At 70.3% G+C, this 24,400-nt stretch carries 19 protein-coding genes; 5 read left to right on the forward strand and 14 right to left on the reverse strand.

Annotated elements, in window-relative coordinates:
• The first annotated feature begins 16 nt into the window (after positions 1-16).
• From larB to HUA75_RS14870, 3 genes are all read left to right on the forward strand, one after another.
• The gene (gene larB / locus HUA75_RS14860; protein ID WP_141641983.1) at positions 17-769 is read left to right on the forward strand and encodes a nickel pincer cofactor biosynthesis protein LarB; all 753 of its coding nucleotides are present in this window, start codon (positions 17-19) and stop codon (positions 767-769) included.
• Positions 770-774: 5 nt separating this feature from the next.
• A complete protein-coding gene (larC, locus tag HUA75_RS14865; RefSeq protein WP_174486762.1) occupies positions 775-1,947 on the forward strand; it encodes a nickel pincer cofactor biosynthesis protein LarC in 1,173 nt (390 codons plus the stop codon).
• A 114-nt stretch (positions 1,948-2,061) separates the two neighbouring features.
• Positions 2,062-3,330, forward strand: coding sequence for an SH3 domain-containing protein (locus tag HUA75_RS14870; RefSeq protein ID WP_174486763.1), 1,269 nt, complete (start codon positions 2,062-2,064; stop codon positions 3,328-3,330).
• A gap of 66 nt (positions 3,331-3,396) precedes the next feature.
• Here HUA75_RS14870 and HUA75_RS14875 read toward each other — a convergent pair whose 3' ends face one another.
• The 4 genes from HUA75_RS14875 to HUA75_RS14890 form a co-directional block, all read right to left on the reverse strand.
• Positions 3,397-4,107, reverse strand: a complete 711-nt coding sequence (locus HUA75_RS14875) for a hypothetical protein (RefSeq protein WP_174486764.1) — start codon at positions 4,105-4,107, stop codon at positions 3,397-3,399.
• The gene (locus HUA75_RS14880; protein ID WP_141641987.1) at positions 4,104-5,672 is read right to left on the reverse strand and encodes an AAA family ATPase; all 1,569 of its coding nucleotides are present in this window, start codon (positions 5,670-5,672) and stop codon (positions 4,104-4,106) included. Before HUA75_RS14880 ends, HUA75_RS14875 begins: the two co-directional genes overlap by 4 nt.
• A 78-nt stretch (positions 5,673-5,750) precedes the next feature.
• Positions 5,751-6,524: a VOC family protein gene (locus tag HUA75_RS14885; RefSeq protein ID WP_174486765.1), complete on the reverse strand. Its 774-nt coding sequence runs from the start codon at positions 6,522-6,524 to the stop codon at positions 5,751-5,753.
• Between the two features lie 125 nt (positions 6,525-6,649).
• Positions 6,650-7,663 (reverse strand): Gfo/Idh/MocA family protein, encoded by a 1,014-nt coding sequence (locus tag HUA75_RS14890; RefSeq protein WP_174486766.1) that lies wholly within the window; start codon positions 7,661-7,663, stop codon positions 6,650-6,652.
• Positions 7,664-7,851: 188 nt separating this feature from the next.
• On the opposite strand from HUA75_RS14890, the gene HUA75_RS14895 reads away from it, so the two are divergent.
• Positions 7,852-8,568 carry a DUF2238 domain-containing protein gene (locus HUA75_RS14895; RefSeq protein ID WP_174486767.1) on the forward strand — a complete coding sequence of 239 codons (717 nt, stop codon included), beginning with the start codon at positions 7,852-7,854 and terminating at the stop codon, positions 8,566-8,568.
• On the opposite strand, the gene HUA75_RS14900 is transcribed toward HUA75_RS14895, so the two are convergent.
• Positions 8,555-9,052, reverse strand: a complete 498-nt coding sequence (locus HUA75_RS14900; protein WP_141641991.1) for a hypothetical protein — start codon at positions 9,050-9,052, stop codon at positions 8,555-8,557. The two genes, HUA75_RS14895 and HUA75_RS14900, sit on opposite strands and share 14 nt — an antisense overlap.
• A gap of 165 nt (positions 9,053-9,217) precedes the next feature.
• Positions 9,218-10,606 carry an ATP-binding protein gene (locus tag HUA75_RS14905; protein WP_141641992.1) on the reverse strand — a complete coding sequence of 463 codons (1,389 nt, stop codon included), beginning with the start codon at positions 10,604-10,606 and terminating at the stop codon, positions 9,218-9,220.
• A 280-nt stretch (positions 10,607-10,886) separates the two neighbouring features.
• Between HUA75_RS14905 and HUA75_RS14910 the strand changes: the two genes are divergently transcribed.
• On the forward strand, positions 10,887-12,443 hold the full coding sequence (locus HUA75_RS14910; RefSeq protein WP_174486768.1) for a sensor histidine kinase: 1,557 nt from the start codon (positions 10,887-10,889) through the stop codon (positions 12,441-12,443).
• Between the two features lie 5 nt (positions 12,444-12,448).
• Here HUA75_RS14910 and HUA75_RS47920 read toward each other — a convergent pair whose 3' ends face one another.
• From HUA75_RS47920 to HUA75_RS14950, 8 genes are all read right to left on the reverse strand, one after another.
• On the reverse strand, positions 12,449-13,486 hold the full coding sequence (locus tag HUA75_RS47920) for an ATP-binding protein (protein WP_217446076.1): 1,038 nt from the start codon (positions 13,484-13,486) through the stop codon (positions 12,449-12,451).
• Between the two features lies 1 nt (position 13,487).
• Entirely contained in the window at positions 13,488-15,149 is a 1,662-nt protein-coding gene (locus HUA75_RS14920) for an FAD-dependent oxidoreductase (RefSeq protein ID WP_174486770.1), read from the reverse strand.
• Between the two features lie 116 nt (positions 15,150-15,265).
• Complete coding sequence (locus HUA75_RS14925) at positions 15,266-17,311, reverse strand: hypothetical protein (protein WP_141641996.1); 2,046 nt, start codon at positions 17,309-17,311, stop codon at positions 15,266-15,268.
• Positions 17,312-17,364: 53 nt separating this feature from the next.
• Entirely contained in the window at positions 17,365-19,254 is a 1,890-nt protein-coding gene (locus HUA75_RS14930; protein ID WP_174486771.1) for a hypothetical protein, read from the reverse strand.
• Positions 19,251-21,185: a hypothetical protein gene (locus HUA75_RS14935; protein ID WP_174486772.1), complete on the reverse strand. Its 1,935-nt coding sequence runs from the start codon at positions 21,183-21,185 to the stop codon at positions 19,251-19,253. Before HUA75_RS14935 ends, HUA75_RS14930 begins: the two co-directional genes overlap by 4 nt.
• A 27-nt stretch (positions 21,186-21,212) precedes the next feature.
• Positions 21,213-22,946 carry a caspase family protein gene (locus tag HUA75_RS14940; RefSeq protein WP_141641999.1) on the reverse strand — a complete coding sequence of 578 codons (1,734 nt, stop codon included), beginning with the start codon at positions 22,944-22,946 and terminating at the stop codon, positions 21,213-21,215.
• The gene (locus tag HUA75_RS14945; protein ID WP_174460875.1) at positions 22,943-23,689 is read right to left on the reverse strand and encodes a hypothetical protein; all 747 of its coding nucleotides are present in this window, start codon (positions 23,687-23,689) and stop codon (positions 22,943-22,945) included. Before HUA75_RS14945 ends, HUA75_RS14940 begins: the two co-directional genes overlap by 4 nt.
• Positions 23,686-24,381, reverse strand: coding sequence for an RNA polymerase sigma factor (locus HUA75_RS14950; protein WP_141642001.1), 696 nt, complete (start codon positions 24,379-24,381; stop codon positions 23,686-23,688). The genes HUA75_RS14945 and HUA75_RS14950 overlap by 4 nt, the downstream gene beginning before the upstream one ends.
• Between the last annotated feature and the right edge of the window lie 19 nt (positions 24,382-24,400).

Consider the following 24,400-nt stretch of genomic DNA (forward strand, 5'->3'; position numbering starts at 1 on the left):
GGAGTAGACGGGCCCCATGGATGAGAAGGCGCTGAAGCAGCTCCTGGGGAGCGTGAAGTCGGGCCGCGTCTCGGTGGACGCCGCCGTGGGCAAGCTCAAGGATTTGCCCTTCGCGGAGCTGGGCTACGCGACGCTCGACACCCACCGCAACCTCCGCTTCGGTTTCCCCGAGGTGGTGCTGGGCGAGCCGAAGACGGTGGAGCAGCTGTTGGGCATCGTCGGCGCGCTGGTGGAGCGCAAGCAGACGGTGCTGGTGACGCGGCTGCAGCCGGACAAGGCCGAGGTCCTCGTGTCGCGCTTCCCCAAGGGGCTGTACCACCCGGTGGCGCGCATCTTCCATCTCAAGCAGGGCAAGGTGCGCTCGGGCAAGGTGGCCATCGTCACCGCGGGCACCAGCGACATCCCCGTGGCGGAAGAGGCCGCGGTGACGGCCGAGGCCATGGGCGCGGAGGTGCGGCGCGTCTACGACGTGGGCGTGGCGGGCATCCACCGGCTGTTGCGGCGCCGGGAGGAAATCCAGGAGTGCCACGTCGCGGTGGTGGTGGCCGGCATGGAGGGGGCGCTCGCGAGCGCGCTGGGGGGCCTCGTGGGCATCCCCGTCGTCGCGGTGCCCACGTCCGTGGGCTACGGCGCCAACTTCAAGGGCCTGTCCGCGCTGCTGGCGATGGTGAACTCGTGCGCCTCCAACGTGGCGACGATGAACATCGACAACGGCTTCGGTGGCGGCTTCTACGCGGCGCTCGTCTCCCGCACGAAGGGACGGCGGTGAGCCCCATGCGACGCATCCTGTACCTGGAGCCGGTGGGCGGCATCGCCGGGGACATGTTCCTGGCGGCGGGCATTGATTTGGGGCTCAAGCCCGAGGCGATTGAAGCCGCGCTGCGGGGCCTGAGCGTCCCGGGGTGGAAGCTGGCGGTGAGTCGCGCCGTGCGCCACGCCATCAGCGGCACCCACCTGGATGTGGTGTTGGACACGCGCGAGGCGCATCCGCACCGCGCCTATGCGGACATCCGCCGCCTCATCGAGTCCGCGTCCACGCTGTCGCCTCGCGTGAAGGAGCGCGCGCTCGCGGTGTTCCGCGCCATCGGCGAGGCCGAGGCCAAGGTGCACGGCGTGTCCATCGACGACATCCACTTCCACGAGGTGGGCGCGGTGGACTCCATCGTCGACATCTGCGGCGCGGCGGTGGTGCTGGAGTTGTTGGGCGACCCGGAGGTCCACGCGGCGCCGCCTCCTTTGGGCAGCGGCTCCATCCGCGTGGCGCATGGCACCATGCCCATTCCGGTGCCGGCGACGTTGGAGCTGTTGCGAGACGTGCCCGTGCGCTTCGAGGGCGTGGGCGAGCTGACGACGCCCACCGGCGCGGCGCTGCTCAAGGTGCTCGCGCACATTGGCCACCCTCCCGACTTCATCGTGGAGAAGGTGGGCTACGGCGTGGGCACCAAGGACTTCAAGGACAGGCCCAACGTGCTGCGTGCGTCCCTGGGCCGCATGGAGGCGACGCGCTCGGAGGGGCTGTGGGTGGTGGAGGCCAACCTGGACGACGCCACGCCCCAGCTGCTGGGACACCTGGTGGAGCGGCTGCTCGCCGTCGACGCGCTGGATGCGTGGGTGACGCCCGTGGTCATGAAGAAGAGCCGCCCCGGGCACCTCTTGAGCGCCCTGGTGGAAGGCGGCCTGCGCGACACGGTGGTGGACACGCTGCTGCGCGAGTCCACCACGCTGGGCGTGCGCTACCACCGCGTGGAGCGACAGGCGCTGGAGCGCGACTGGGTGGAGGTGGAGACGCCTTGGGGCCAGGTGCGCGTGAAGCGCGGCCTGCGCGACGGCGCCGTCCTCAACGCGCACCCCGAATTCGAGGACTGCCGCCGCCTCGCGGAGGCCGCTGGTGTCCCGCTCAAGCAGGTGGTCGCCGCGGCCCTGGTCGCGCTCAGCCAGCGAAGCTGAGCCGCGGTCCTCCGGGCTGTGTAAGGCCCCCCGGCCAGATGACGGATGAACCGGGGGACATGGTCATGCGAAAACATTCTTGCTAGTTTGTTTCTGGCAAGAGGGGGAAATTCCATGACTGATGCAATCCGTAGGAGCCTGGGGCCTGTCATCCGGACCGTGGGGAACGTCGCCATCGAGAAGACGGTGCCGCCGCCGCTGCAGCAGGTGGCCAAGGCGGCCATGAACTTCGCGGTGTCGTCGTTCGAGCAGGCCCGACCCGCCCGCGCGCAGGTGTCGCTGGAGGTCCCGCCGCCTCCCGTGACGAACGCGTCGGTGCAGGGCAACGACAGGCTGGAGGTGGGGGACAAGCTCCAGGTGGAATCGGGGATTGGGGTGAATCTGCGGGAGCGCCCGTTGGCGTCCTCCAGGGACCTTGGCGGCTTCAGGAACGGGGAGCGATTGGAGGTCATCGCGCCGCCGCAGGGCTCGCCAGAGCAGGCCGGCTTCGTCTACGTGCGCGGCCCCGATGGGAGCACGGGCTGGGTGAGCACGTCGTTCACCCGGGAGCTGACGGAGGCCGAGGCGGCGCAGGCGCCCGTGGCGGTGGGGACTCCCAGCGACGAAAACACGGCGGCCTCGGCGGAGTACCAGGACGTCTACGTCGACCAGTTCGGCGCCGAGGGAGACGTGGGCGGCGACGGCGAGAACGCCAACTGTGGTCCTTCCGCCACCCTCACGGCGCTGCGCAACGAGGGCCTGGAGATTCCGGCCATCCCCGACCTCGTCACCACGCACGGTCAGGACTCCACGGGCGCGGAAGTGCAGGCGGTGCGCTACTGGGGCAACCACGAGAACGACTCCGGCGATGACGGTGTCAGCACGAATGACCAGGGCGAGGTCGTCTACGCGTTGGGGGAGAACGGGAGCTACACCGGCACCACGGACATCGAGCACGCGGTGACGGCCGCGGGCGGCACCTTCTACCGGCCGGCGGCGAATCCGGCGGCCATCGCGGATGCCATTCGCGACGGCAGCACGGTGGTCATCTCCGGCTCGTTCTACGAGTACTCGACGGCGACAGACCTGACGCCCGAGGCGCTGAGGGCCCCCGAGGGTCGCGTCTACGTGGACGACAACGGCGACTTCCTCCCCGACGAGACCGCGCCAGGTGAGTACACCCTCGCCACCGAGAAGAAGAAGGACACCTGGACCCAGGGCGGTGGCGCCATCGAACACTTCGTCGCCGTGGTGGGCGTGACGGACGAGGGCAACTTCATCGTGTGTGACCCCGCGCATCCCTCGAAGGCGCCCATCGAGGTGTCTCCCGAGAAGCTCGATGCCTTCATGCGTGGCAACCGCAGCGCCATCGCCATCGACGGTCCGACGACCGAGGCCTCGTAGTCGCGAGGAGTCCAGGTCCGGGGTGCCGCCCTTCGCCCGCTCGGGTGGCGCGGGCACCCCGGCCGTTCATCGCCAGCGCCTGAACCGGCTCCGCCACGGTGTGAACAACAGGGCGAGGAGGAACATCATCCCGATGCCCACCCAGCGCACGTCGCCCCGGCCGAAGCGAAGCAGTCCGAGCGTCACCCCAACATAGGCCCCCATGGCGAGGCACCGCGCGAACGTCGAGGGCAGCAGGGCCAGCAGCCCGGTGCCCACGGTGGAGTGACGCGCGAAGAGGCGCCACGCGCCGTGCTTCTGCTCCTCCGCGCGCAGCTTCCCCAGGAGGAACGCGTAGCGCTCCGAGTCCTCGCGGCGCTCCTGCTCCAGCCGTTGGAGGGCGCCCTCCCGCTCGACGCCGAGCTGCTTCGCGCGCTGCTCCCGGTGCTCGCGCGTGAGCTGCTCCCTGTAGGCGAGCTGCTCGGGTGTCCCCAGGTCCGCGCCGCACTGCTGGCAGTGTTTCGCGAAGCGGCCGTTGTCCGACGCGCAGACGACGCAGCGGGGAAAGTCCGGCCCGTCGTCTTCCGAGCTGTCGGGCCGCTGCTCCAACACCACCGGGGCCTGGGCCTTGAAGCGCTCCAGGTGCGCCTCGGGGACCTCGCCCTGGGGCAGCGCGCCGCGCTCGGCGATGTCCTCGAAGCGGCGCCCTCCGTCTTGAAGCTGGGGTGGCAGCTCCCGCTTCGCGCGCTCGCCCCGGTCCTTCTCCAGGTGGAGGAAGCGCGACAGCTTGGAGCTCATGTCGCCCTCTGGGGCAGGGTCCTCCCGGATGAGGCCGGACGCGTGCGGCCTCTCGCCCAGTCGCGCAGCCGGCGAATCTCGTCGTGCATCGTCACCGACAGCGGGAAGGTGTCCTGGATGGTGCGCACCAGGTGCCGCTGGGCCAGCTCCGTGTCCTCCGCGAAGGCTTCATAGAGCCCGGCCACCACCACCTGCTCGATTTCGGCGCCGCTGAAGCCCTCGGTGAGCGTGGCCAGTTCCTCCGTCGAGAAGCCCTCTGGCTCCCGCTTCCTCCGTCGCAGGTGGATGCGGAAGATGGCCTCGCGCTCGGCCTGCTCGGGCAGGTCGATGAAGAAGATTTCGTCGAAGCGTCCCTTGCGAAGGACCTCCGGCGGCAGGCCGTCGATGCGGTTGGCCGTGGCCACCACGAACACCGGCGCCGTCTTCTCCTGGAGCCACGTCAACAGCGTGCCGAAGACGCGCGCGGACACGCCGGTGTCTCCCGCGCCGGAGGAGGCCACACCGGACAGCCCCTTCTCGATTTCGTCCACCCACAACACCACCGGCGCCACGCTCTCCGCCACGCGGATGGCCTTGCGCAGGTTCTCCTCGGAGGAGCCAATCAGCCCGCTGAAGATGCGGCCCATGTCCAGCCGCAAGAGCGGCAGGTTCCAGTGCGCGGACACGGCCTTCGCGGTGAGGCTCTTGCCACAGCCCTGCACGCCCAGGAGCAAGAGGCCCCGAGGCTCCGGCAGGCCGAACTGGCGGGCCCGCTCGCCGAAGGCCGCGGTGCGCTGGCTCAGCCACCCCTTGAGGTTCTCCAGCCCTCCCACGTTCCCCAGCGACTCCTCGGGCGGGTAGTACTCGAGCAACCCGCTCTTGCGAATCACCTGCCGCTTCTCGTCCTGGATGCGCTTGATGTCCTCGGGGCCCAGCTTGCCGTCATGGGCAATGGCCTTGGCGAAGGCGTTCTCCGCCTCCGCCATCGTCAGACCGAGCGCCGCCTTGATGAGCTGGTCGGCGTGGTCCCTCGACAGGTCGATGGTCGCCTTGTTGGTGCGCCGCACCACCGCGACAATCTCTCGCAAGAGCTGGAGCAAATCGTTGTACCCGGGCATGGGCACGTCGATGACGGAGATTTCCTTCTCCAGCTCCACGGGGATGAGCAGGGTGGGCGACAGGAGGATGACGGTGGTGAAGGTGCTCTTGAGGAAGTGGGCCAGCTCGCGCAAGGCGCGCACCACGCCCCGGTCCTCGAGGTAGGGATGGAAGTCCTTGAGCACCACCAACGCGGGCTCGCCCAGCTTCTCGATGGCGGCCATCGCGTCGATGGGATTGCGCGTGTCCTCGGGCAGGGGCGCGGTGCGCGAGGTGCCCATGCTGCGCAGACCCCGGGTGATGGACCAGGTGAAGAGGGCCTTGCCGTGCGCGCGCGCCAGCTCCGCGAGGATGGCGTCCACGCGGTGCTCCTCCCACGACACCAGGTAGAGCAGCGGGTAGCGAGCCCGCACGAAGATGTCGAGCTCCTCGAGCCACGGCTCGGCGGGACGGGAGACGCGGGCGCTGCCGGGGGAGAAGGACGACATTCGTCCAGTACTCTAGTGGGCACCGCGCTGAAGCGAAAACGCGGGTGCCCACGGGAGTGGCGTGCGTCCGACAGGGCTCTACGCGGGCCGGCTCGGCGCGATGAGGGTGAAGGCCGCCCCCACCGGGTCCGTCACCACGGAGAAGCGGCCATAGGGCGAGTCGGTGGGCTTCACGTGGACCTTGCCGCCCAGCTCGGTGACCTTGCGCACCGAGGCGTCCGTGTCCGTGACAGCGAAGTAGTTCATCCAGTGGGGTGGCAGGTCGCCGGGCCACTGCGCGGTCATCTGGAGCACTCCGGCCACGGGCTCGCTGCCTTTGTCGAGGGTCCAGTAGTCCATGCCGAGGTCCAGCTTCTTGGCCTCCAGGCCCAAGAGGGCGGAGTAGAAGTCCTTCGCGCGGATGCCGTCGCGGGTGTTCACCTCGTGCCAGGCCATGGTGCCGGGCTCTCCCACGAACTGCGCGCCTTTGTGCCCGCGTGACTGCCAGAGCCCGAAGCTCGCGCCCGTGGGGTCCGTACAGACGGCGAGCCTGCCCGCGTCGAAGACGTCCATGGGGGCTGCCACCACCTTGCCTCCCAGCTTCTCGGCGCGCTGGACGAAGGCATCCACGTCATCCGCCTCGAAGTAGACGCTCCAGGCGGTGGGGTAGGGCGCGTCCTTGGGCTTCAGGCCGATGCCGGCCACCATGCGGCCGTTGAGCTGGCACATCGAATAGAAGCCCGACTCCTCGGGACCGATGAGGTAGGTCCATCCGAACAGCGCGCTGTAGAAGGCGCGAGACCGTTCCAGGTCCGGCGTCGTCAGGTCCATCCAGGTGGGTGTTCCGACCGCATGCTTTTCGACCGTCGGCATGTCGTGCTCCTTCGTGGGATGAGGCTTCGTGCGGGTGAAAGGTATCCACCCCCGGGGTAGTCGCGCGAGCCACCTTGCCTGCTCTGTCTGTCCGGAGGGAGGGGTCCCCTGTCGCGGCGTGTCCTTCACGACGCCGAGGTGGAAGGCACGTGGACCCTCCGGCCCTCTTCGTTGGAGCGGAGCGCCGCCGCGATGACCTCCTGGACGATGGCGCCGTCTTCCACCGTGGCGAGTCCGTCGCGGGGTGCTCCGCGCAGCAGGCCGAGGAATCGGCGCGCGCCTTCCTCGTGGGCGCGGGCCCAGGGCTCGGGCTCGCCGGGTCGGGGCTCGACGCCGGGGGCGAGGTCCTTCCAGGTGCCTTGCTCGAAGCCGCGTACGGGGGAGATGCACCAGCCTCCGCGCGAGGGCACGTAGCCCCCGGAGAAGCCCACCTCCCAGTCGTGGCCGAGCAACGTCCATCCGCCGTGAAGGCCCGGCTCAGGACATGCGGCATGCGTGAGTACCAGCACGGCGCCGGAGGAGAGTCCCACGTGCAACGCGGCGGTGTGGACGGGCCGGCCGGAGAGCGAGGCCTGCACCCAGACAGGCGCGTGTCCTGTCAGCCACAAGGCCGCGTCGATGACGTGCGACAGGCCGCCCCAGTCTCCGGATTCGCCCGTGAGGGGCGCGTCGGGTGCATCGTCGCCGATGGACGTGAAGCCAGTGCGCAGCGTGAGGACGAGGTGGCGCACGGAGCGTCCACGGAGCCAGTGCTTCAGGGCGCGAAGGGGCGGCAGCATGCGGTAGGGGAAGTTGACGGCGCTGGGCGTCGGGGTGTCGTGGGCGCGGCGTGCCACGAGGCGTGCTTCTTCGATGGTGCGAGTCAGGGGCTTCTCGCAGAGCACCGCGCGTCCGGAATCCAGAGCGGCGAGTACATGGGTGGCGTGCAGTGCGTCTGGGCTCGCCACGACCACCGCGTCCACGGCGGCGCACAGTTGATGCACGTCCGTGGTGGCCAGGGGAATGCCTTCCTGCTCGGCGGCGATTCGGGTGGCCACGGGGTCGCGTCCGCACAGGGCCGCGATATCCGCGCCCGCCGCGCGGAAGGCTCCCACGTGCATGCGCCCCCACTTCGTCCCGATGATTCCGATGCGCGCCATGGGGGCGCAGCCTGTCAGAGACGGAGGTCCGAGCGTGTAAGCGCCTTCACGGTGTCGCCCCGCGAAGCGAGGCCGTTCGTGTCATGCCGTGCCGGCACGCATGGGGCGAGCACGCCTCCGCTGGGGACATGCGATGCTGTGCGCGGCCCGGCCTTCACATCCGGGCACGCCCGAGACGAGGCCCCTTGATGCAGCCCGCGGTTCCCCTGTCCTCGACGCCCTCCGCCGACTTCGTCGCTCCGTACTTCGCTCCCGTGCGCGGCACGCGAGAAGAAGCCCGGGTACCGCTGGTGCTCGCCGGCGTGCTGGCTCCCATTCTCATCGCCACGTTGCTGCTCAGCCCGGAGGGCCCGCTCAACTGGCTGCTCGAAGTGGGCCCAGGCCTCATCGGCATGGTCGTCCTGGCCGCCACCTTCCGCCGCTTCCCCATGTCTCGCTGGGTCTACGTCTGCGTCTTCCTGCACGTGCTCGTGCTGACGTACGGCGGCTACTACACCTATGCCCTCACGCCCCTGGGCGACTGGGCGCGAGACACCTTCCACCTGTCGCGCAACCCCTATGACCGGCTGGGGCACTTCGTTCAGGGCTTCTTCCCCGCGTTCATCATCCGCGAGGTGCTGCTGCGCGCCACGCCCCTGCGGCGCGGCGGCTGGCTGAACTTCCTCACCGGCTCGGTGGCGCTGGCCATCAGCGCCTCCTACGAACTGCTGGAGTGGTGGGCCGCGCTCCTGTTGGACCCCGAGGGCGGCGACAAGTTCCTCGGCTCGCAGGGCGACATCTGGGACGCGCAGTGGGACATGTTCCTCGCCCTCTGCGGCGCCACCCTGGCCATGGCCCTCTTCGGCCGTGCCCACCTGCGAAGCGTGGAGCGACTGGTCGCGCGTGCGAAGCTTACATCCACTTGAGCGAGTAGCGCCGCACGGTGTGCCGAGGCGTCATCTTCGCCTCGGTGACTATCTTCCCGAACCCCATCAGGAAGCCGCGGAACGTCCCCAAGAGCAGCGGCGCGGGAAGGCGCGAGCCGCTCTCCAGCTCCGCCGCCAGGGGCATGAAGGCCACGGTGCGCGTGCTGTCCGTCGCGGGCAGGTCCTTCACCAGCGCGCGCAGCACCGAGTCGAAGTCGCTGAACACCTTCTCCACCGAGTCGAAGCCCTTCGCCCGAGCCAGCGGCAGCGTGCGCATCGCCGAGCGCTGGGCGATGGCCTCCACCGCCCTGTCTCCCAGCGCCGCGTGCAGCTCCCCCGTCATGCGCACGTAGTCCTCCCACGCGTACCACGTGTCGTCACGCATGCTGTTGATGGTGCGCTGGTGCGCGGGAAAGCGCGAAGACGCTGCCGTCATCGCGCCGAGGATGGCCTTGAACCAGGCGCCCTGGATTTCGCCGGACATGAGTTGCTCCCCTGACTGGAGAGCACTCCACCCGCGTGGCCCCTCGCGAACCAGAGGGCCCCCCACGCGGGCGTGCACGGCACGACGCTCGCGAGCGTCGAGGACAGGTCTTCCGTCTCCCGGTGGATGCTCCGCGCGTGCTCCGCAGGACACCCGCCCGGAGCGCTACACCGGCAGCCGCACCTGCACCCGCGTGTGGCCCGGCTCGGAGAGGACGCGCACGTCACCGCCGTGCCGCTCGATGATGCGCCGGCTGATGTCCAGTCCCAGCCCCGCCGCGTGCGGCTTCGTGCTGAAGAAGGGCTCGAAGATGCGCGGCATCAAGTCCCTGGGAATCCCAGGCCCGTCGTCGGCGACCTCCGCCACCACCTGACCGGCTTCCGTCCAGGTGCGCAGCTTCAGCGTCCCGCCGCGCTCACCCAGCGCCTCCAGCGCGTTCAACACCAGCTGCGTCCACACCTCGTCCAGCGCGCCACCCTCCGCGCTCAGCTTCGGGGCTGTCCGCTCGTACTGTCGCTCCACGGTGACGTGGCCGCCGTCCAGCCGGTGGCGCAACACGCCCAGCGCGGTCTCCAGGCCGTCATGCACGTCCACTTCCGTGGCCGGTGCCCGGTCCATGAAGCTGTACGCCTGCACCGCTTCCACGAGGGCGGAGACACGGGCACTGCCGCGCTCCACTTCCGCCAGCAGCACGTCGCCGCTCACCGCCGCCACCAGCCAGGACAGCGTGTCGCGCAGCAGCGCCTCGCCCACGCGGTGCGCCACCGAGTCCAGCCACGCCACGTCCAGCCCGGACGCCACCAGCGCGGGCGCGACGTCCCACGCGTCCGTCATGCCGCGAATCTCCAGCCACGCGCCCACGTCCTCCTCGCGCCGCGTCCGCGCGAGCGGCTCCAGCGCGGGAGTCGCCCGGCCGCGGTCGGCGGCCTCGCGAGGCAGTGCGAGCAACGCGCCACGCTGCGCGGAGGACAGGCCATGCTGCCCCAGCGCCATGGCCCGAGCGGACACCAGGCGCAGCGTGTCGCGCAGCCGTGTCGCGCTCCGGTTCGCCGCCGTCGCCGGGTTGCCCAGCTCCGGTGCGAGCCCCGCCACCATCTGCCCGGGCGTCAGCAGCCCGGGCTGCTGCGTGGACACCACTTCCTGCGGCTGGGTGCGCTGGGCCGCCACCTCCATGAGCCCCCGTCCCAGCGAGGGCGCCTGACGCAAGAGCTCCCAGAAGGCGGCGGGCTCCAACCTCAGCAAGCGCACGTCCGTCTGCGCATGGCCGGTGGTGGGATAGGGGGAGTTCAGGAAGAGGATGAGCTCCCCGAAGATGTCGCCCGCCTCCAGCGTGCCCGTGGGGGCGTCCTGGTCTCCCACCCGGCGGGACCACACCGTGCGTCCCTCGAGGATGACGGACAGGCCGTCGGCGGGGTCTCCCTGCGCGGCGACTCGAGTCCCTGCGGCGAAGTGAAGCTGGCGCCCATGACTGGCCACCCAGTGGAGCTGCTCGTCGCCCAGCCGGGAGAACAGTGAAACCCGGCGCAGCGCTGTGACGATGTCCTCGCTTCCCATGTCCCTTCGATGCTGCCTGGGTCCGAGGAAGGGTGTCCATCTCCGGATGGCCCCGTGGACCCGGAATCGACATGGACCGTGGGATGCAAGTCCTGTAGGCGCCCGGCGCCTTGGGGCTCGAGGGGGGGCCTCACCCGACTGGGAGCAGGCGGCCACCGCCTGGCTGTCCGCTCCCGCGCGACGCATGTCCGGCAGGGTGGCGGACGACGGAGCATGTGGGGAAGCGAGACTCGCGGACGGGGCGCAATGTTGGGGGAACCCTGACAGGAAGGAGCTCCGCATGGAGCCGCACGCCGCTCCCCATCCGCGCACGGAGGCCCAGGGCCTGTCGCCGACGAGCCCTCCGCCCACCTCGGCAGGCGCGGAGGAAGGCGACGCGGCGGCTCTCTTCCTGTCGGAGCTGCGGACCGTTTCGCTCTTCTCCGACGTGGACCCCGAGGAGGCCGAGTGGCTGCGCGGCGAGTCCACGCACGTGGAGCTTCAACCCCAGGAGTGGCTGGGCCACGAAGGGGAACCCGCTGCCTTCTACCTCATCCTGCAGGGGGAGCTGCGCATCACCAAGACGGTGGGAGGCGTGGAGACGCTCGTCTCCGTGTTCCGCGCCGGAGAGTTCTTCGGGGAGGTGCCGCTGCTGCTCGGCCAGCGCTTCCTCGCCAGCAGCCGTGCCCTCTCGTACTGCCGGCTGGTGCGGCTCAGCCACAAGGCCTTCTGGCAGATGCTCGCGGAGTGCCCCACGGCGAACCGGGAGATTCTCCGGAAGATGGCCGAGCGCATGAAGGCGCTTCAGTCCATCTCGCTCCAGCAGGAGAAGCTGGCGTCGCTCGGAACGCTGGCCGCGGGACTGGCCCATGAGCTGAACAACCCCGTATCTGCGGTGATGCGCGGCGTGCGCGAGCTGGGGGAGCGGCTGGGAGAGCTGCCCTCGCTGGCGCTGTCCCTGGACTGCCGCACGCTGTCCGAGCCCCAGGTGCGGGCGCTGGAGGCTCGCGCCTCGCTGGAGCCCGTCTCCCGCAGTCCCCTGGACCGGGGAGACGCGGAGGATGCGCTCGCGCGGTGGCTGGGCGCGCGCGGCGTGGAGGACGCGTGGGTGCTGGCGCCGGAGCTGGTGGAGTCGGGCCTGTCGCTCGAGCGACTGGAGCACGAACTGGAGTCGCTGCAGGGCGACGTGCTGAAGGGCACGCTGCGCTGGGTGGCCGCGACGCGGGGAATCTCGGTGCTGCTCGAAGAGGTGGGGCAGGCAGGGGGACGCATCGCCGCGCTGGTGAACGCTGCCCGGGCGTACACGTACCTGGATGAAGCGCCGCTGCAGCGCGTGGACATCCACGAGGGATTGGAGAGCACGCTGGCCGTGCTGGGGCATCGGCTGCGCGGCGTGCGCGTGGAGCGGGACTATGACCGGAGCCTGCCGCCCATCACCGCGTACGGCACGGAGCTGAATCAGGTGTGGACCAGTCTCATCGAGAACGCGGCCGACGCCATCAAGGAGAACGGTGGGGGTACGCTGCTGCTGCGCACGCGCGGCGACGGGGACCACGTGGAGGTGGAGGTGGTGGATGATGGCCCCGGCATCCCCGAGGACGTGCTGCCACGGGTCTTCGACCCGTTCTTCACCACGAAGGGTGTGGGCGAGGGCACGGGCCTGGGGCTGAGCATCACCCACCGCGTGGTGTCCACGCTGCACCGAGGCGAGGTGGTCGTCACCTCCAGGCCGGGCGAGACGCGCTTCCGGGTCCGCCTGCCCCTCGAACTCGACAGCGCCTTCATCCCCGAGCCCGCGCGTCCGCGTGCGCCTTCTCCACAGCCGCGTCCGGAACTCGAGGAGCTGCGCGGCGCGTAGCGGTGTCACCCCGGCGGAGGTGTCTTCAGCGGAAGCCGGACCTGGAAGGACGTGCGCCCGGGCTTCGACTCCACGCGCACGTCGCCGTGGTGTCGGTCCACGACGACTCGGCGGGTGATGTCCAGGCCCAGGCCCGTGCCGTGGCCCATGGGCTTGGTGGTGAAGAAGGGCTCCCAGATGCGCGGCAGCAGCTCCGGCGGCACTCCGGGCCCGTCATCCACCACCTCCACGAGCAGGAAGTCACCGTCCTTCGCGGTGCGCACGGTGAGGTGGCCCTTGCCGCCCATGGCGTCGATGGCGTTGTCGACGAGGTTGGTCCACACGTGGTTGAGCATGCCGGGCAGGGCCTGGACGCGTGGCAGGTCGCGGTCGTACTCGCGCTTCACCTCGACGCCGTGCTTCAGCTTGTAATTGAGGAGCAGCAGCGTGTTCTCCAGGCCCTCGTGGACGTCCACGGGTTCGAGCTGCTCCTTGCCCGCATGGGTATAGGACTTCACCGCGCCGGCCAGCTCCGCCAGGCGCGTGGTGCTCTGCTTCACCTCCGCGAGCAGCGCCCGCGTGCGCACCATCGCCTCCAACCACGCGAGCGCGTCCGGCAGCGCGTCTGCGGGAAGGGCCTGGGCCAGCGCCTCCAGCTTCTCCTGTCCGATGGCCGCGTCGAGCAGCGTGGGCGAGAGGTCCCACGCGTTCACCACGCCGCGTGCATCCATCCACGTCGCGAGCGCGTCCTCCGCGTCACCTCGGGTCAGTGGGTCCAGGTCCCGCGTGGCGCCCCGGCCCTGGCTCTGCCGGCACGTGCGCAGGAGCAGCACGCGTTGCTCCTCCGTCAGCTTCCAGCGCTCCAGCGCGAGGGACAGGTCCTCTTGCGCGTCCATGGCCACGGTGAGCTGCTCGGTGGCGCGGCGGCCCGCGGAGGCGGGGTTGTTCATCTCGTGCGCCAGCCCCGCCGCATGGCGGCCCAGCGCGGCCAGCTTCTCCTGGCGCAGCAGCGTGCCTTCCAGGCATCGCAGACGCTCCTGGGGCTCCTTCACGTCCGCGGACACGTCACACATCACTCAGGTATTGGTGGATGAAGGAGATGGCGATGGAGCCCTCGCCCACGCCGGACGCCACGCGCTTGATGGACGCATGACGCACGTCGCCCGCGGCGAAGATGCCCGGCACGCTCGTCTCCAGGAGGAACGGTGGGCGGTCCGGCTTCCAGCCCTTGGGGCGCTGGCCTCCGGGCATCAGGTCCGGTCCGGTGAGGACGTAGCCGCGCGCGTCCCGGGCCACCAGTCCGTCCAGCCACTCCGTCCGGGGCACGGCGCCAATCATCACGAACAGCGTGGTGGCGGGCACGGTGCGCTCGGGTTGTCCCCGCGTGGCCAGGGCGAGGCGCTCCAGGTGGGCGCCGCCCTCCACGCGCGTCACCTCGGTGTCGAGCAGCACGGTGACGTTGAGCAGGGAGCGCACCTGTTCGACGAGGTAGTGGGACATGCCCCGCTCCAGCGAGTCGCCGCGCACCACCAGCGTCACCTGACGGGCGAACTGCGCGAAGTAGAGCGCGGCCTGTCCCGCCGAGTTGGCGCCGCCGATGATGTAGACGTCCTCTTCCTTGCAGGACACCGCCTCCGTGCGCGACGAGCCGTAGTAGACGCCCGCGCCGGTGAGCGCCTCCATGCCGGGGGTCTCCAGCTTCTTCCACTGCACGCCCATGGCGAGCAGCAGCGCGTGACAGCTCAGCTCCGTCCCATCCGCCAGCGTGACGATGCGGTACGGGTCCTCCACGCGCAGGCCGCTCACCTCCTGGGGCGTGAGGATTTCCACGCCGAAGCGCGCCGCCTGCGCCACCGCGCGCCGGGTCAGGTCTCCGCCGCTCAGGCCCGCGGGGAAGCCCAGGTAGTTCTCGATGCGCGAGCTGGTGCCCGCCTGTCCGCCCGGTGCGCTGCGCTCCACCATGACGGTGCTCAGGCCCTCGGAGGCTCCGTACACGGCGGCGGCGAGCCCCGCGGGTCCTCCACCGATGATGACCAGATCGTAGAAGGGCTTGGTGGCGCGGACCTTCAGGCCGATGCGCTCGGCCACCTCCAGCGTGGAAGGCCCCATCAGCCGCGTGCCGTCCGGGAAGAGGACCAGGGGCAGCTTCTCCACGGCCGCGCCGCCGGCCTGGGCCAGCAGCAGCCGGCCCTCGTCGCTGACCTCCACGTCGAGCCACTGGTAGGGCACCTGGTTGCTGCCCAGGAAGTCCCGCAGCGCATGGGAGCGAGGCGCCCAGCGGTTGCCCAGCACGCGGATGCCCTCGAACGTCGGAGGGTGGTGCGCCCACCACTCCTCGAGCAGGTCGGTCAGCACCGGATAGAGGCGCTCCTCGGGAGGCTCCCACGGCTTGAGCAGGTAGTGGTCCAGGTGCACTTCGTTGATGGCGTGGATGGCGGCCTGCGTGTCCGCGTACGCGGTGAGCAGCACGCGCCGGGCCTCGTCGTAGAGCGCCTTGGCCTGCTCCAGGAACTCCACGCCGGACATGCCTGGCATGCGCTGGTCCACCAGGAAGAGGGCCACCGGGTCTCCGCGCAGCCGCAGCTGACGCACCGTCTCCAGCGCCGCCTCACCCCGGTCCGCGCTCAGCACGCGGTACTCGCGGCCGTACTGCCGCCGCAGGTCGCGCTCCACCGCGCGCAGCACTTCCGTGTCGTCGTCCACCGCGAGGATGACGGGCTTGGCCATGCGGTTCGCTCCCCTTGGGAGAGAACGCACCGGACAGCGCAGGTCCTCCAGGCGGGCGGACGGGCCGTGCGCGGGCCGCCCGGAGCCCTGGCGTCAGCGAGCGCCCGCGAGGCGGGCTACGGCGGGCACGTGGCCGCCTCGTCGTTTCTATCGATGACGCGCTCGTCGAGGGCGCCCGTGTGGACGGCCTCCGCGAGCAGGGTGGCCCGACACGAGGGGAGCCACGTGTTGCCGGTGACCATGAAGCCGACGCGGACCTGGGCCAGGGAGTCGAGCCGGAGCTCCGTGAGGCTGGGATTGTCCCGGACCGTCAGGCCGTCCACCTCTCGCAGGCCCTTCAGCCCGACGAGGGTCGGCAGGTTCGTGTTCCCATCCGCGTAGAGGTTGCTGGCGATGGTCAGTCGCTCCAGGCCCGACAGGTCCATCAGGGACCGGTTGTTGGTGATGACCAGCTCGCCGCGGATGCTCTGGAGGGAGCCCAGCTCCGTGACTTGATACAGCCTCGGATTTCCGATGACGCGGAAGTAGGGCCCCACGTCCCGCAAGGCCCGCATGGGGCCGAGGACGGACAGGTTGTTGTTGTTCTCGATGGTGAAGCCCCCCACCCGGGAGAAGTTGGGCAGCTCCAGGCGCTTGAGCTGAGGGTTTCCCGACACCACGAACTCCCGGCCGACGGTCTGGAGGTTCTCCAGCAGGGCGGTGTCTTCCAGCGCCTCATTGCGGACGAGGGAGGCGTCACCCGGGATGGTCCGCAGCTTGCGCAGCCCGGCCAGCGAAAGGAGCGAGGGATTGTCGACGATGTGGAGGGCCCCGACGAGGGCGACCTGCGGCAGTGGAACGTCTCTCAGCGCTGGGTTGCCCGTGATTCTCACGGTGCCCGTGATGCTCTCGACGAAACTGAAGGTCCCCGCGCCTTCGAGGATGGCGTTGTCCGTGATTTCAAGGCCCTGTCGAGGGGTGAGGGCGCCCGTCCCCGCCAGGGAGAACAACCGGGCGTTCTGCTCCACCCTCAGGCTCCGGCCCACCTGGACTGCGCGGCTCGGGGGGAAGGAGGCGGGGCCGAACATCAGCGAGTTCAGTTGCGGATTGCGGGCGATGACCACGTCATCCCGGACGAAGCGAAGCCCCGTGAGCGCCACGCGCACGAGCAGCGGGTTGTCGTGGATGTCCACGGAGCCTTCGACGAACTCCAGCCCGGGGAGCACCACCTCCGTGGCCACCTGCGAGGAGATGATGAGCCCTCCTCGGATGTGGGAGATGTTCTGGAGCGCGGCGACGTCCGTGGCGTCGAGCAGTTCGTAGGTGCCGTCATGGGTGGCGGCGGACCGGCATGCGTACTGCCGGCCCAGGACCTCCAGTTCCTCCAACACCAGACTCCCGTCCTCGTCTCCGCCGTAGGCCACGGCCACGCCGCCAGCGATGCAGTTCACGCCGGGCGCCTCCGCGTGCTGGCGTGTCAGGATGCTCCCCGGCGGTCTGCAGATGCGGGTGGAGGCGCGAAGCTCGTCGTCGTCGAGGGTGCCGTCCTGGTCCAGGTCGGGTCCGGACTCCACGGCGTAGACGTCCGAGGAGCCGCATTCACTGTCCTCGCGCGTCCCGAGCCCCACCACGCGCGTGAGCACCGTGTCCGGCTCCTGGCAGCCGTAGACCGCGCGGGTGATTTCGTCGTCGGACAGGATGCCGTCCTGGTTCGTGTCGTTGCCCGCGTGAGTCAGTTGGCCGCCCAGCGGACACGCCTCGCCCCGGGGCTCGCTCCGCGTGCGCACCAAGACCCCTGGGAAGGTCGTGGCGCAGACGTACTCCTCGGCCGTCACCTCGGTGTCGCCGAGCACGCCATCCAGGTCGGTGTCGATGCCCGACTCCACCCGGCGACCGCCGTGCTCGCAATGCGTGCCCGCCGGCTCCTCCCGCGTGCGCTGCACGACTCGTGGGGGCGCCTTGTCGCAGAAGTACTGGATGTTGTCCGCCTCGTCGTCGGACAGAAGCCCATCGTCATTCGCGTCCGGGCCCGCGAGCATCGCCTCCCCGCCATGCTCGCAGTGCTCGCCCGCGGGCTCCGGCTCCTTGCGTATCAGCGTCGCGTGGGGTTCGAGGAAGTCGCCGAGGCGAATCGCATCGCAGCCCCCCAGCAAGAAGAGCGGAACAACCCAGGTCCATCGCATCGGAGTTCCTCTTGGTCGCTTCTCGTCGCGCGCGCTGTCCCCACCAGATGGACTCATGGGCAGGTGGCCTGGTCGTCGTTGTCCGCCACGAAGAGCACGCCGGGGGTGCCTGTGTAGGCGCGCCCCACGAACTCGAGGACATGACAGGTGGGAAGCCGCGGGTTGCGCTGGGCGGACAGGTAGCTGGACACCTCTTGCACGTTGTCCAATCCCAGGCGGGTCAGGTTGGCATTGTCCTCCACCATCAGCGATTCGATGGTGCGCAGCTTCGCGAGCTCACCCAGGTTGCCGAGCGCGTCGCAGCGCCGCACCGAGAGCCCCCGCAGGTGTTCCAGGTCCGCCAGCCCATGCAGGGCGGTCAGCTTGGGGTTGTCGTAGAGGGCGAGCCAGGGCCCTCTCACGAGTCGAATCAGGCCACCAATGGTCTTGAGCTGCGGGTGGGCGTCCACCGAAATACCCGTCGTCACGCTCCGCAGCTCGGGCATGCCTCCCCACACCGTCATCGCGTCGTTGCGGGCGAAGAAGATGCTCCCCGCATGCCAGAGCGAGGACAGGCCGTAGGAGTTGAGCATCCCCGCGTTCTCGCGCACCTCCAGCGTGTCGGAGACGACCTGGAGTGATGACAGTCCCATGAGGTTCGGCAGTTGGGGGTTGCCGTTCACCCGCAGCTTTCCACCCACGGACTCCAGCTTCGTCCCGTCGAGCGTGAGCAGGTGGGTGTTGCCCTCGATGACGACGTCCCCGGCCACTCGCACCAGGTTGGGCAGGGGCAGCCTCGGCAGCGAGCCGTGGGCGCCGATGGTCAGCGCGCCTTCGAGGAATTGGATGGAATGCAGCCCCGGGCTCTCGGGCGCCTGGGTGAGCGCGGCGTTGTTTTTCAGGAGCACGCCGCCGCGAGGAACCACGAACCGGAGGCCGTCCAGGCTCGTCAGCCGGGCGTTGGACTCGACGGCCAGGTTCGTGGCCACCCACAGTTTCTCGCCGCTCGCGCCGCCGACCTCCAGCGTCTCCAGCATGTCATTGCCGCGAATCTCCAGCCCCTGTCCCACGAAGCGCAAGCCGGGCAACTGCATGCGCGTCAGGGAGGGATTGCCTTCGATGACCACGGCGCCATCGACGACCTCCAGCGAGGGCACCCTCACCTGGGACAGCGACGGACCGCCGCCCCGGAACTGGAGGGTGCCTCGGATGCGGCCGATGCCCTGGAGCACGGCGAGGTCCGTGTCGTTGCGCACCACGAAGTCGCCCTCGAAGGTGTTCCGGTCCCGGCAGATGAAGCTGGAGGCGAGGACCTCCGAGGCGTCCAACACCTTGTCGGTGTTCTGGTCCATGCCCGCGAAGACGCGAGTCCCGCCCGCCGCGCACTTCTCGCCCGCCGGCTCCCAGTCCAGCTCCACCAGGAGCTGGGCCTCCTGCGCGCAGAGGGTGAGGGTGGTCCGCACCTCGTCGTCGTCGAGGTTCTTGTCGCCGTTCTCGTCGGGTCCCGAGTCGACGAGGGTGAGCCGGGTGGGCTCGGAGCAGGAGCCCGGGGACGGCGCGGGGATGCGCACGCGGGAGAGGATGGGCGCGTCGGAGACCTTCCAGCAGGTGTACACCTCGCGGGCGACCTCCTCCGGGTCCAAGGTGTGGTTCCCGTTCGCATCGTGCCCGGCGCGGGTGACCTGTCCTCCCCCCAGACACCGGGTACCGAAGGGCACGGGTTCCACGGTCACCAACAGGTCGGGCATGGGGAAGCAGTGGACCTCGGTGCTCGTCACCTCGTCGTCGTCGAGCACGTCGTTCGCGTTGGTGTCCGTGCCCACGAACGTCACCCGTCCTCCCAGGGGACAGCGCTCCCCCGGAGGCTCCGCGACGGTGCGGGAGCGCGCTGGGAACAGCTCGCTCAACCGGAGGGCTTCACAGCCCATCACCAGGGGCAGCAACGCCAGCCATGACCATCTCATCGAGTGCTTCCCTCGGGGGCCCACGCGCCCTGCGCTGCTATATCGCCGACAGGGAGCACCGGCGTCGTGCAGGTGGCCGTGTCGTCGTTGCCCCGGATGTCGCGCTCCGTCCCGATGAACACCCGGTCCGCGAAGGTGTTGGCCAGACAGGTGGGCAGCGCCGTGTTCCAGACGATGTCCAGCGTCTGGCGCACTTCCAGGAGGCCGCCCAACCCGAGTCGTTCGAGCGCGGGATTGGAGTCCACCTTGAGCTTCGTCAGCGACTTGAGGTGTGAGAGCCCATCCAGGTGCTTGAGCGTCGGGTTCCCGGTCACCTCGAGCTCCTCCATGCTCCGGAGGTTGCCCAGCCCCGACACGTCGTTCAGCACGTCGTTCTCCGAGAGCGCCAGTCGCGGCAGGGAGGACAGGGCCGGGAAGGTCCCCAGGTGCGTCAGCGCCTTGTTGCGCGTCAGGTCGAACCGGCCGTGGATGGCCGTCAGCCGGGGGAAGTCGCAGGCCGTCAGGGCGTCGTTGTCGGCGAGGGACAGCCAGCTCACGCTGTTCAGCTCGCCCAGCCCCGATGTGGAGACCAGGGCGTCGTTGTCCGTCACGTAGAACCCCTCCTGAATCGTCCGGAGTACGGGCAGGCCCGACAGGTTGGTCAGCGAGCCGTTCTGGCGGAGCGTCAGGGTGTTGCCCACCGTCTCCAGTTGCGTCAACTCCAGCTCGGTCAGCGCCGGGTTCTCATTGATGGCGATGGAGCCCCCCACCTGCTTGAGGACGCGGAAGGGCAGTCGGGTCAGCTTCGCGTTGCCGATGACATCGAGCGAGCCGGGCAGCTCCGTGAGGTTCCACGAGGCAGGGAGGGTGAGCGAGTCGTTGTCGAACAAGGACAGGCTGCCCCGGGGCCTCACGTTCTTCAGCCCATCCAGGCTGGCGAGGCGCGGGTTCTGCTGCACGGACAAGTCCCGCTCCACCCACAGGACGCCCTGCTCCGTCGAGCCACCGAGCGTCAGCGTCTCCAGCTCCGGGTTGGCGTAGACGGTGATGTCGCCGCCCACGAAGCGCAGCCCGTCCATCTCCAGACGCGTCAGGGCCGTGTTGCCGCCCACGTACAGCGGCCCCTCCACCGCGGTGAGCGAGGGCAGGACGAGCTCGGCCAGCGCGGTGTCCTGGATGTTCAGCGAGCCCTGGATGCGGGAGAGGGAGCGCAGCACCTCCAGGTCCACCGCGTCGCGCAGATAGTAGTCGCCGGTGAACGTGTTTTCGGAGCGGCACACGTAGGTGCGCGTGGCCACCTCGGAGTCCTCGAGTGTGCCGTTGCCGTTCGTATCGGTGCCCACGTTGAGGCGCGTGCCACCGGAGGCGCAGCGGGCTCCGGGCGGCTCGGGTTGCGGGCGCACGCGGACCATCGACGCGGGAGCGCAGACGATGGCTTGCGCGCGGTGCTCCGTGTCCCCCAGCGAGCCATCGCCATCCAGGTCCGGCCCTGCCTCCAGGAGGGACGTCCCCTCGTCGCAGGCGAGCGGATACGAGTCCAGGTCGCTCACGCGGTACACCACGGTGGACGCATCCCGACAGGTGACGACTTCCTGCGTGACCTCAGCGTCCTCCAACTGCCCGTCGCCATTCACGTCCAGGCCCGCGCGAAAGCGCTGGCCGCCCAGCGGGCAGGGTGTCCCCGGAGGGAGCGTCTGCGTCACCACCAGCACTCGCGGCGGTGCCAGGGCACAGTCGTAGGAGGTGCTGCTCACCTCGGCGTCGTCCAGGACGCCGTCTTCGTCCAGGTCCAGGCCCGTGAGCGTGCGCCGTCCGCCGTGCTCACAGTTCTCGCCGGAGGGCTCGGGCTCGAAGCGGGACAGGGGATTGTGCTGACGGACGAGCTGCTTCAGGTCGATTCCGTCACAGCCCATGGTGAGCACGAGCAGCGTCATCCAGACAGGTCGCATCACGAAGGCTCTCCCCCGGGCCTCACGGTGTCAGCGTCTCAGCGCCAGCTCGATGCCGAACATCCGGTCCCACCTGTCGTCACCGTCCAGCGTGACGCGGTCCGCGGAGGCCGTGGCGGCCAGTCGCAGCTTCAGTCCCAGCAGCCGCCCCGCCACGCCCGCCGCCGCGTGCGTCGTCAGCAGCGTCGGGTCCCACATGCGCTTGTTCGGCGACGTCACCCCCAGCACACCCCAGCCGAGTCCCGCCTCGAGGAACAGCGGCGTGCGCTCCCCATCCCTCAGGCCGAAGAGGCCCTGCACCGTGGTGCGATGCGTGCGGATGCCCTCGAACGCCACCGGCATCAGCGAGTAGGTGGCGCGCGCGCCGTAGTAGAGGTGCGGCCACGTGTCATCGCGCCAGGAGAGGCTCGGGCCGGTGGAGAACCTGCTCAGCCCCAGGGGCGCCTGATGCCCCACGAGGCCCACCTCCCACGCGGAGAAGGCGGAGGGGCTGGCCATCGCGAAGCGCCGGGACACGAAGTCGCCGCCGCCCGCGGCCGGAGGAAAGGCGCGGGAGAAGTCCACCGGCACCAGGCCCGCGGCGACCACGTACTGGTCATAGAAGTCCTTGTCGAGCGGCACGGCGAACAGGCCCCGGCGCAGGGCCTCCTCGGCGGGACCGCGCTCCTGGAGCTCGCGGGGCCTCAGGTCCGGCAGCACCTCCTGGGACAGCTCCGCCAGGGTGACGCGGGCCTCGCTGGTGGGCGTGCGCAGCCAGTACACGTCGCGCTCCGGCAGCCGCAGCATCACGTACTGGTCCTCGGAGCGACGCACGTCCGCGAGCCGCCGTCCGTCCGAGTCCTCCACGGAAAGTCGCGAGTGACCGAAGCCGCTGGACAGCGTGAGGCTGGGGCCGCTGGGGGCCGGGCCGACGAGGGGACGGCGGGGCGCTCCGGTGGGCGCGAACGCGTGGATGCTCAGCCGCGCCGGAAGGCCCTTCACGCCTTGCAGCGACGCGGAGACGAAGGCGCCCAGCTCGCTGTACTCCACCTGTCCGTCGCCATTGATGTCCGCGGCGCCCAGGAGCCCCGAGCGCGCCACGTGGCTGAAGACGCCCGCGCGGATGCGGGACCACTCGTGGGTCTCTCCATCGTCGCTCTCCGCGAAGACGGCGCCCACGGTGGGCCGGGTGGCCAGTTGCTCGCGAGCGAGCATGCCGCGCAGCTCCGCCAGCACCGCCGCGTCCGTCTGCCCACCCCGGCTGCCCACGACGCCGGACGCGCGGCAGGCGTCGACGATGAGGTGCACGTAGTCGGCGCCCAGGGGGTCCACCACGTCCGCGTAGAGGCTCGCCTTGTCCAGCCGGCCTCCCGCCAGGGTGAAGTAGGCGCGGCCCGCCTCGTCCGTGTTGCCGTGGCCCACGTACACCACGAGCACGTCCGTCTCGCGGCCCAGCTCGTCGTCGGCGAGGCTGGCGGCGCGCAGCCGGGCCACCTCGCGCTTCACCTCGTCGGGCGTGGGAGGCCGCGCGCCCGCGAGCACCGGCCGCGCGCCCGCGAGCGTGGAGGCATCCGGGTCCACCAGCAGCGTCGTCTCCACCCCCAGCCGCTGGAGGGTCTCCGCCCACAGCACGCCGTCATCGTCCGCGAAACGCAGCGCGGGCAGCGACGGGTCGTCGCTGCCGTTGTGGGCAATCACGAGCGCGCGGCGGACCAGGGCATCCGCCGAGGCGTCGCGTGCGGCGAAGAGCGCGGCGACCCCGAGGAGCACTCCCAGCTTGTTCATGGACCTTCCTCTACCCTCAGGGCCTGCTTGAGCACCACTGCCCCCCCCTGCTCCTCACCACGCAAGGCCGCCAGGGCCGCGGACGGGCTGTCGGCGAACGCAGCCGTCACCTCCGCCTCGCCCACCGTCTCCGGCAGCGGCACCGTCAACGCGAGGGGCGCCTCCTTGCCTGGCGCACCGGACAGGAGGAAGGGGCCGGCGGTGAGCTCCGCGCGCTGCGTGCCGCGCACCTGGACGGCGATATGCGTGTACGGCGCCTGCCCGCCCGCGGCGAAGGCCAGCATGGCGCCCGCCGGGCAGGCTTCCCCCGAGTGCAGCTCCCGCAGCGGCTGACCCGGGGTGGCGCAGAAGATGCGCAGCGCCACGCCGGGCGGCGGCGTGCCCAGGCCTCGGGCGCGGAACTCGTCGGTCAGCGCGGGCGACAGCACCATGGCGGCGACGACGGCGGTCAGCGCGCCCGCGAGCGCCATCATCGACGGCCACCGTGAAGGGGCGGCCAGGGGCTCCGCCGCGGCCAGCGCCGCCTCCAGTCCCCCCTCCGTCAACGCGAGCCGCTCCATGGAGGAGGGCGCGTCCAGCGAGTCCTCCAGCGCGCGGTGCGCCTGGGCCCATCGCTCGTAGAGGGGGCCACAGCGGTGGCAGACGTGGGCATGGCGCAGCAGTCGCGAGGCCTGGGCAGGGGGAAGCTCTCCCTGGGCCCAGCGCGGCAGGCTGGCGTCGATGTGTCGCTCGTACCACCTCATGATGGGATGCTCCCTATCGCGCACAGGGCGAGGGTGGCCAAGAGGACGCCCAGCTCCAGGCGTCCAGGCTCGGCCGTCGTCTCCAGCCAGCCGGAGGACTTCAGGTGCTCGGTGAACTGCGTGCGCAGCTTGCGCTCGCGCACGCGGACCTCGCCTCGGGTGAGTCGGAGTCGCTCGGCGGTGGTCTCCTGGGACAGCCCCTCCACGAACCGCAGCTGCGCCAGCGCGCGACCTTCCTCGGACTGCGTCTCCAGGAAGCGGCGCACCAGCGTCCTGACCTCGGTGCCGAGCGCCTCTTCCTCCGGGCTGCGCCCCTCATTGGGCAACTGGTTGAGCTCCGGTGCTTCGTCCAGTGAGACGGCTTCCCGGGACACCCGTCCCGACGCGCGCATCAGGTCGATGGCCGTCGAGCGAGCGACTGTCAGCAGGAACCCCAGGTAGGGCCGCACCCCGTCATAGGCCTGCCGCATGTTGGGACGAAACGCGCGCACGAAGGTCTCCTGATGGGCCGCGTCCAGGTCCAGCGCGGACAGGGACACGGTGCGCGTGGCCCCACCATCCGGGCCCACGGAGAAGCGTCGCGAGAGGTAGCGCAGCACCTCCGGCGAATACGCGCGGTACACCTGGGTGAGGACGGACGAATCCCCACGACGGAAGGACTCCAGGACGGAGCGGTCATTGCCTGGCAGCACGGTCTCTCCGACACCACGC

The organism is Myxococcus sp. CA040A (assembly GCF_013336725.1).
Taxonomy (GTDB): domain Bacteria; phylum Myxococcota; class Myxococcia; order Myxococcales; family Myxococcaceae; genus Myxococcus; species Myxococcus llanfairpwllgwyngyllgogerychwyrndrobwllllantysiliogogogochensis.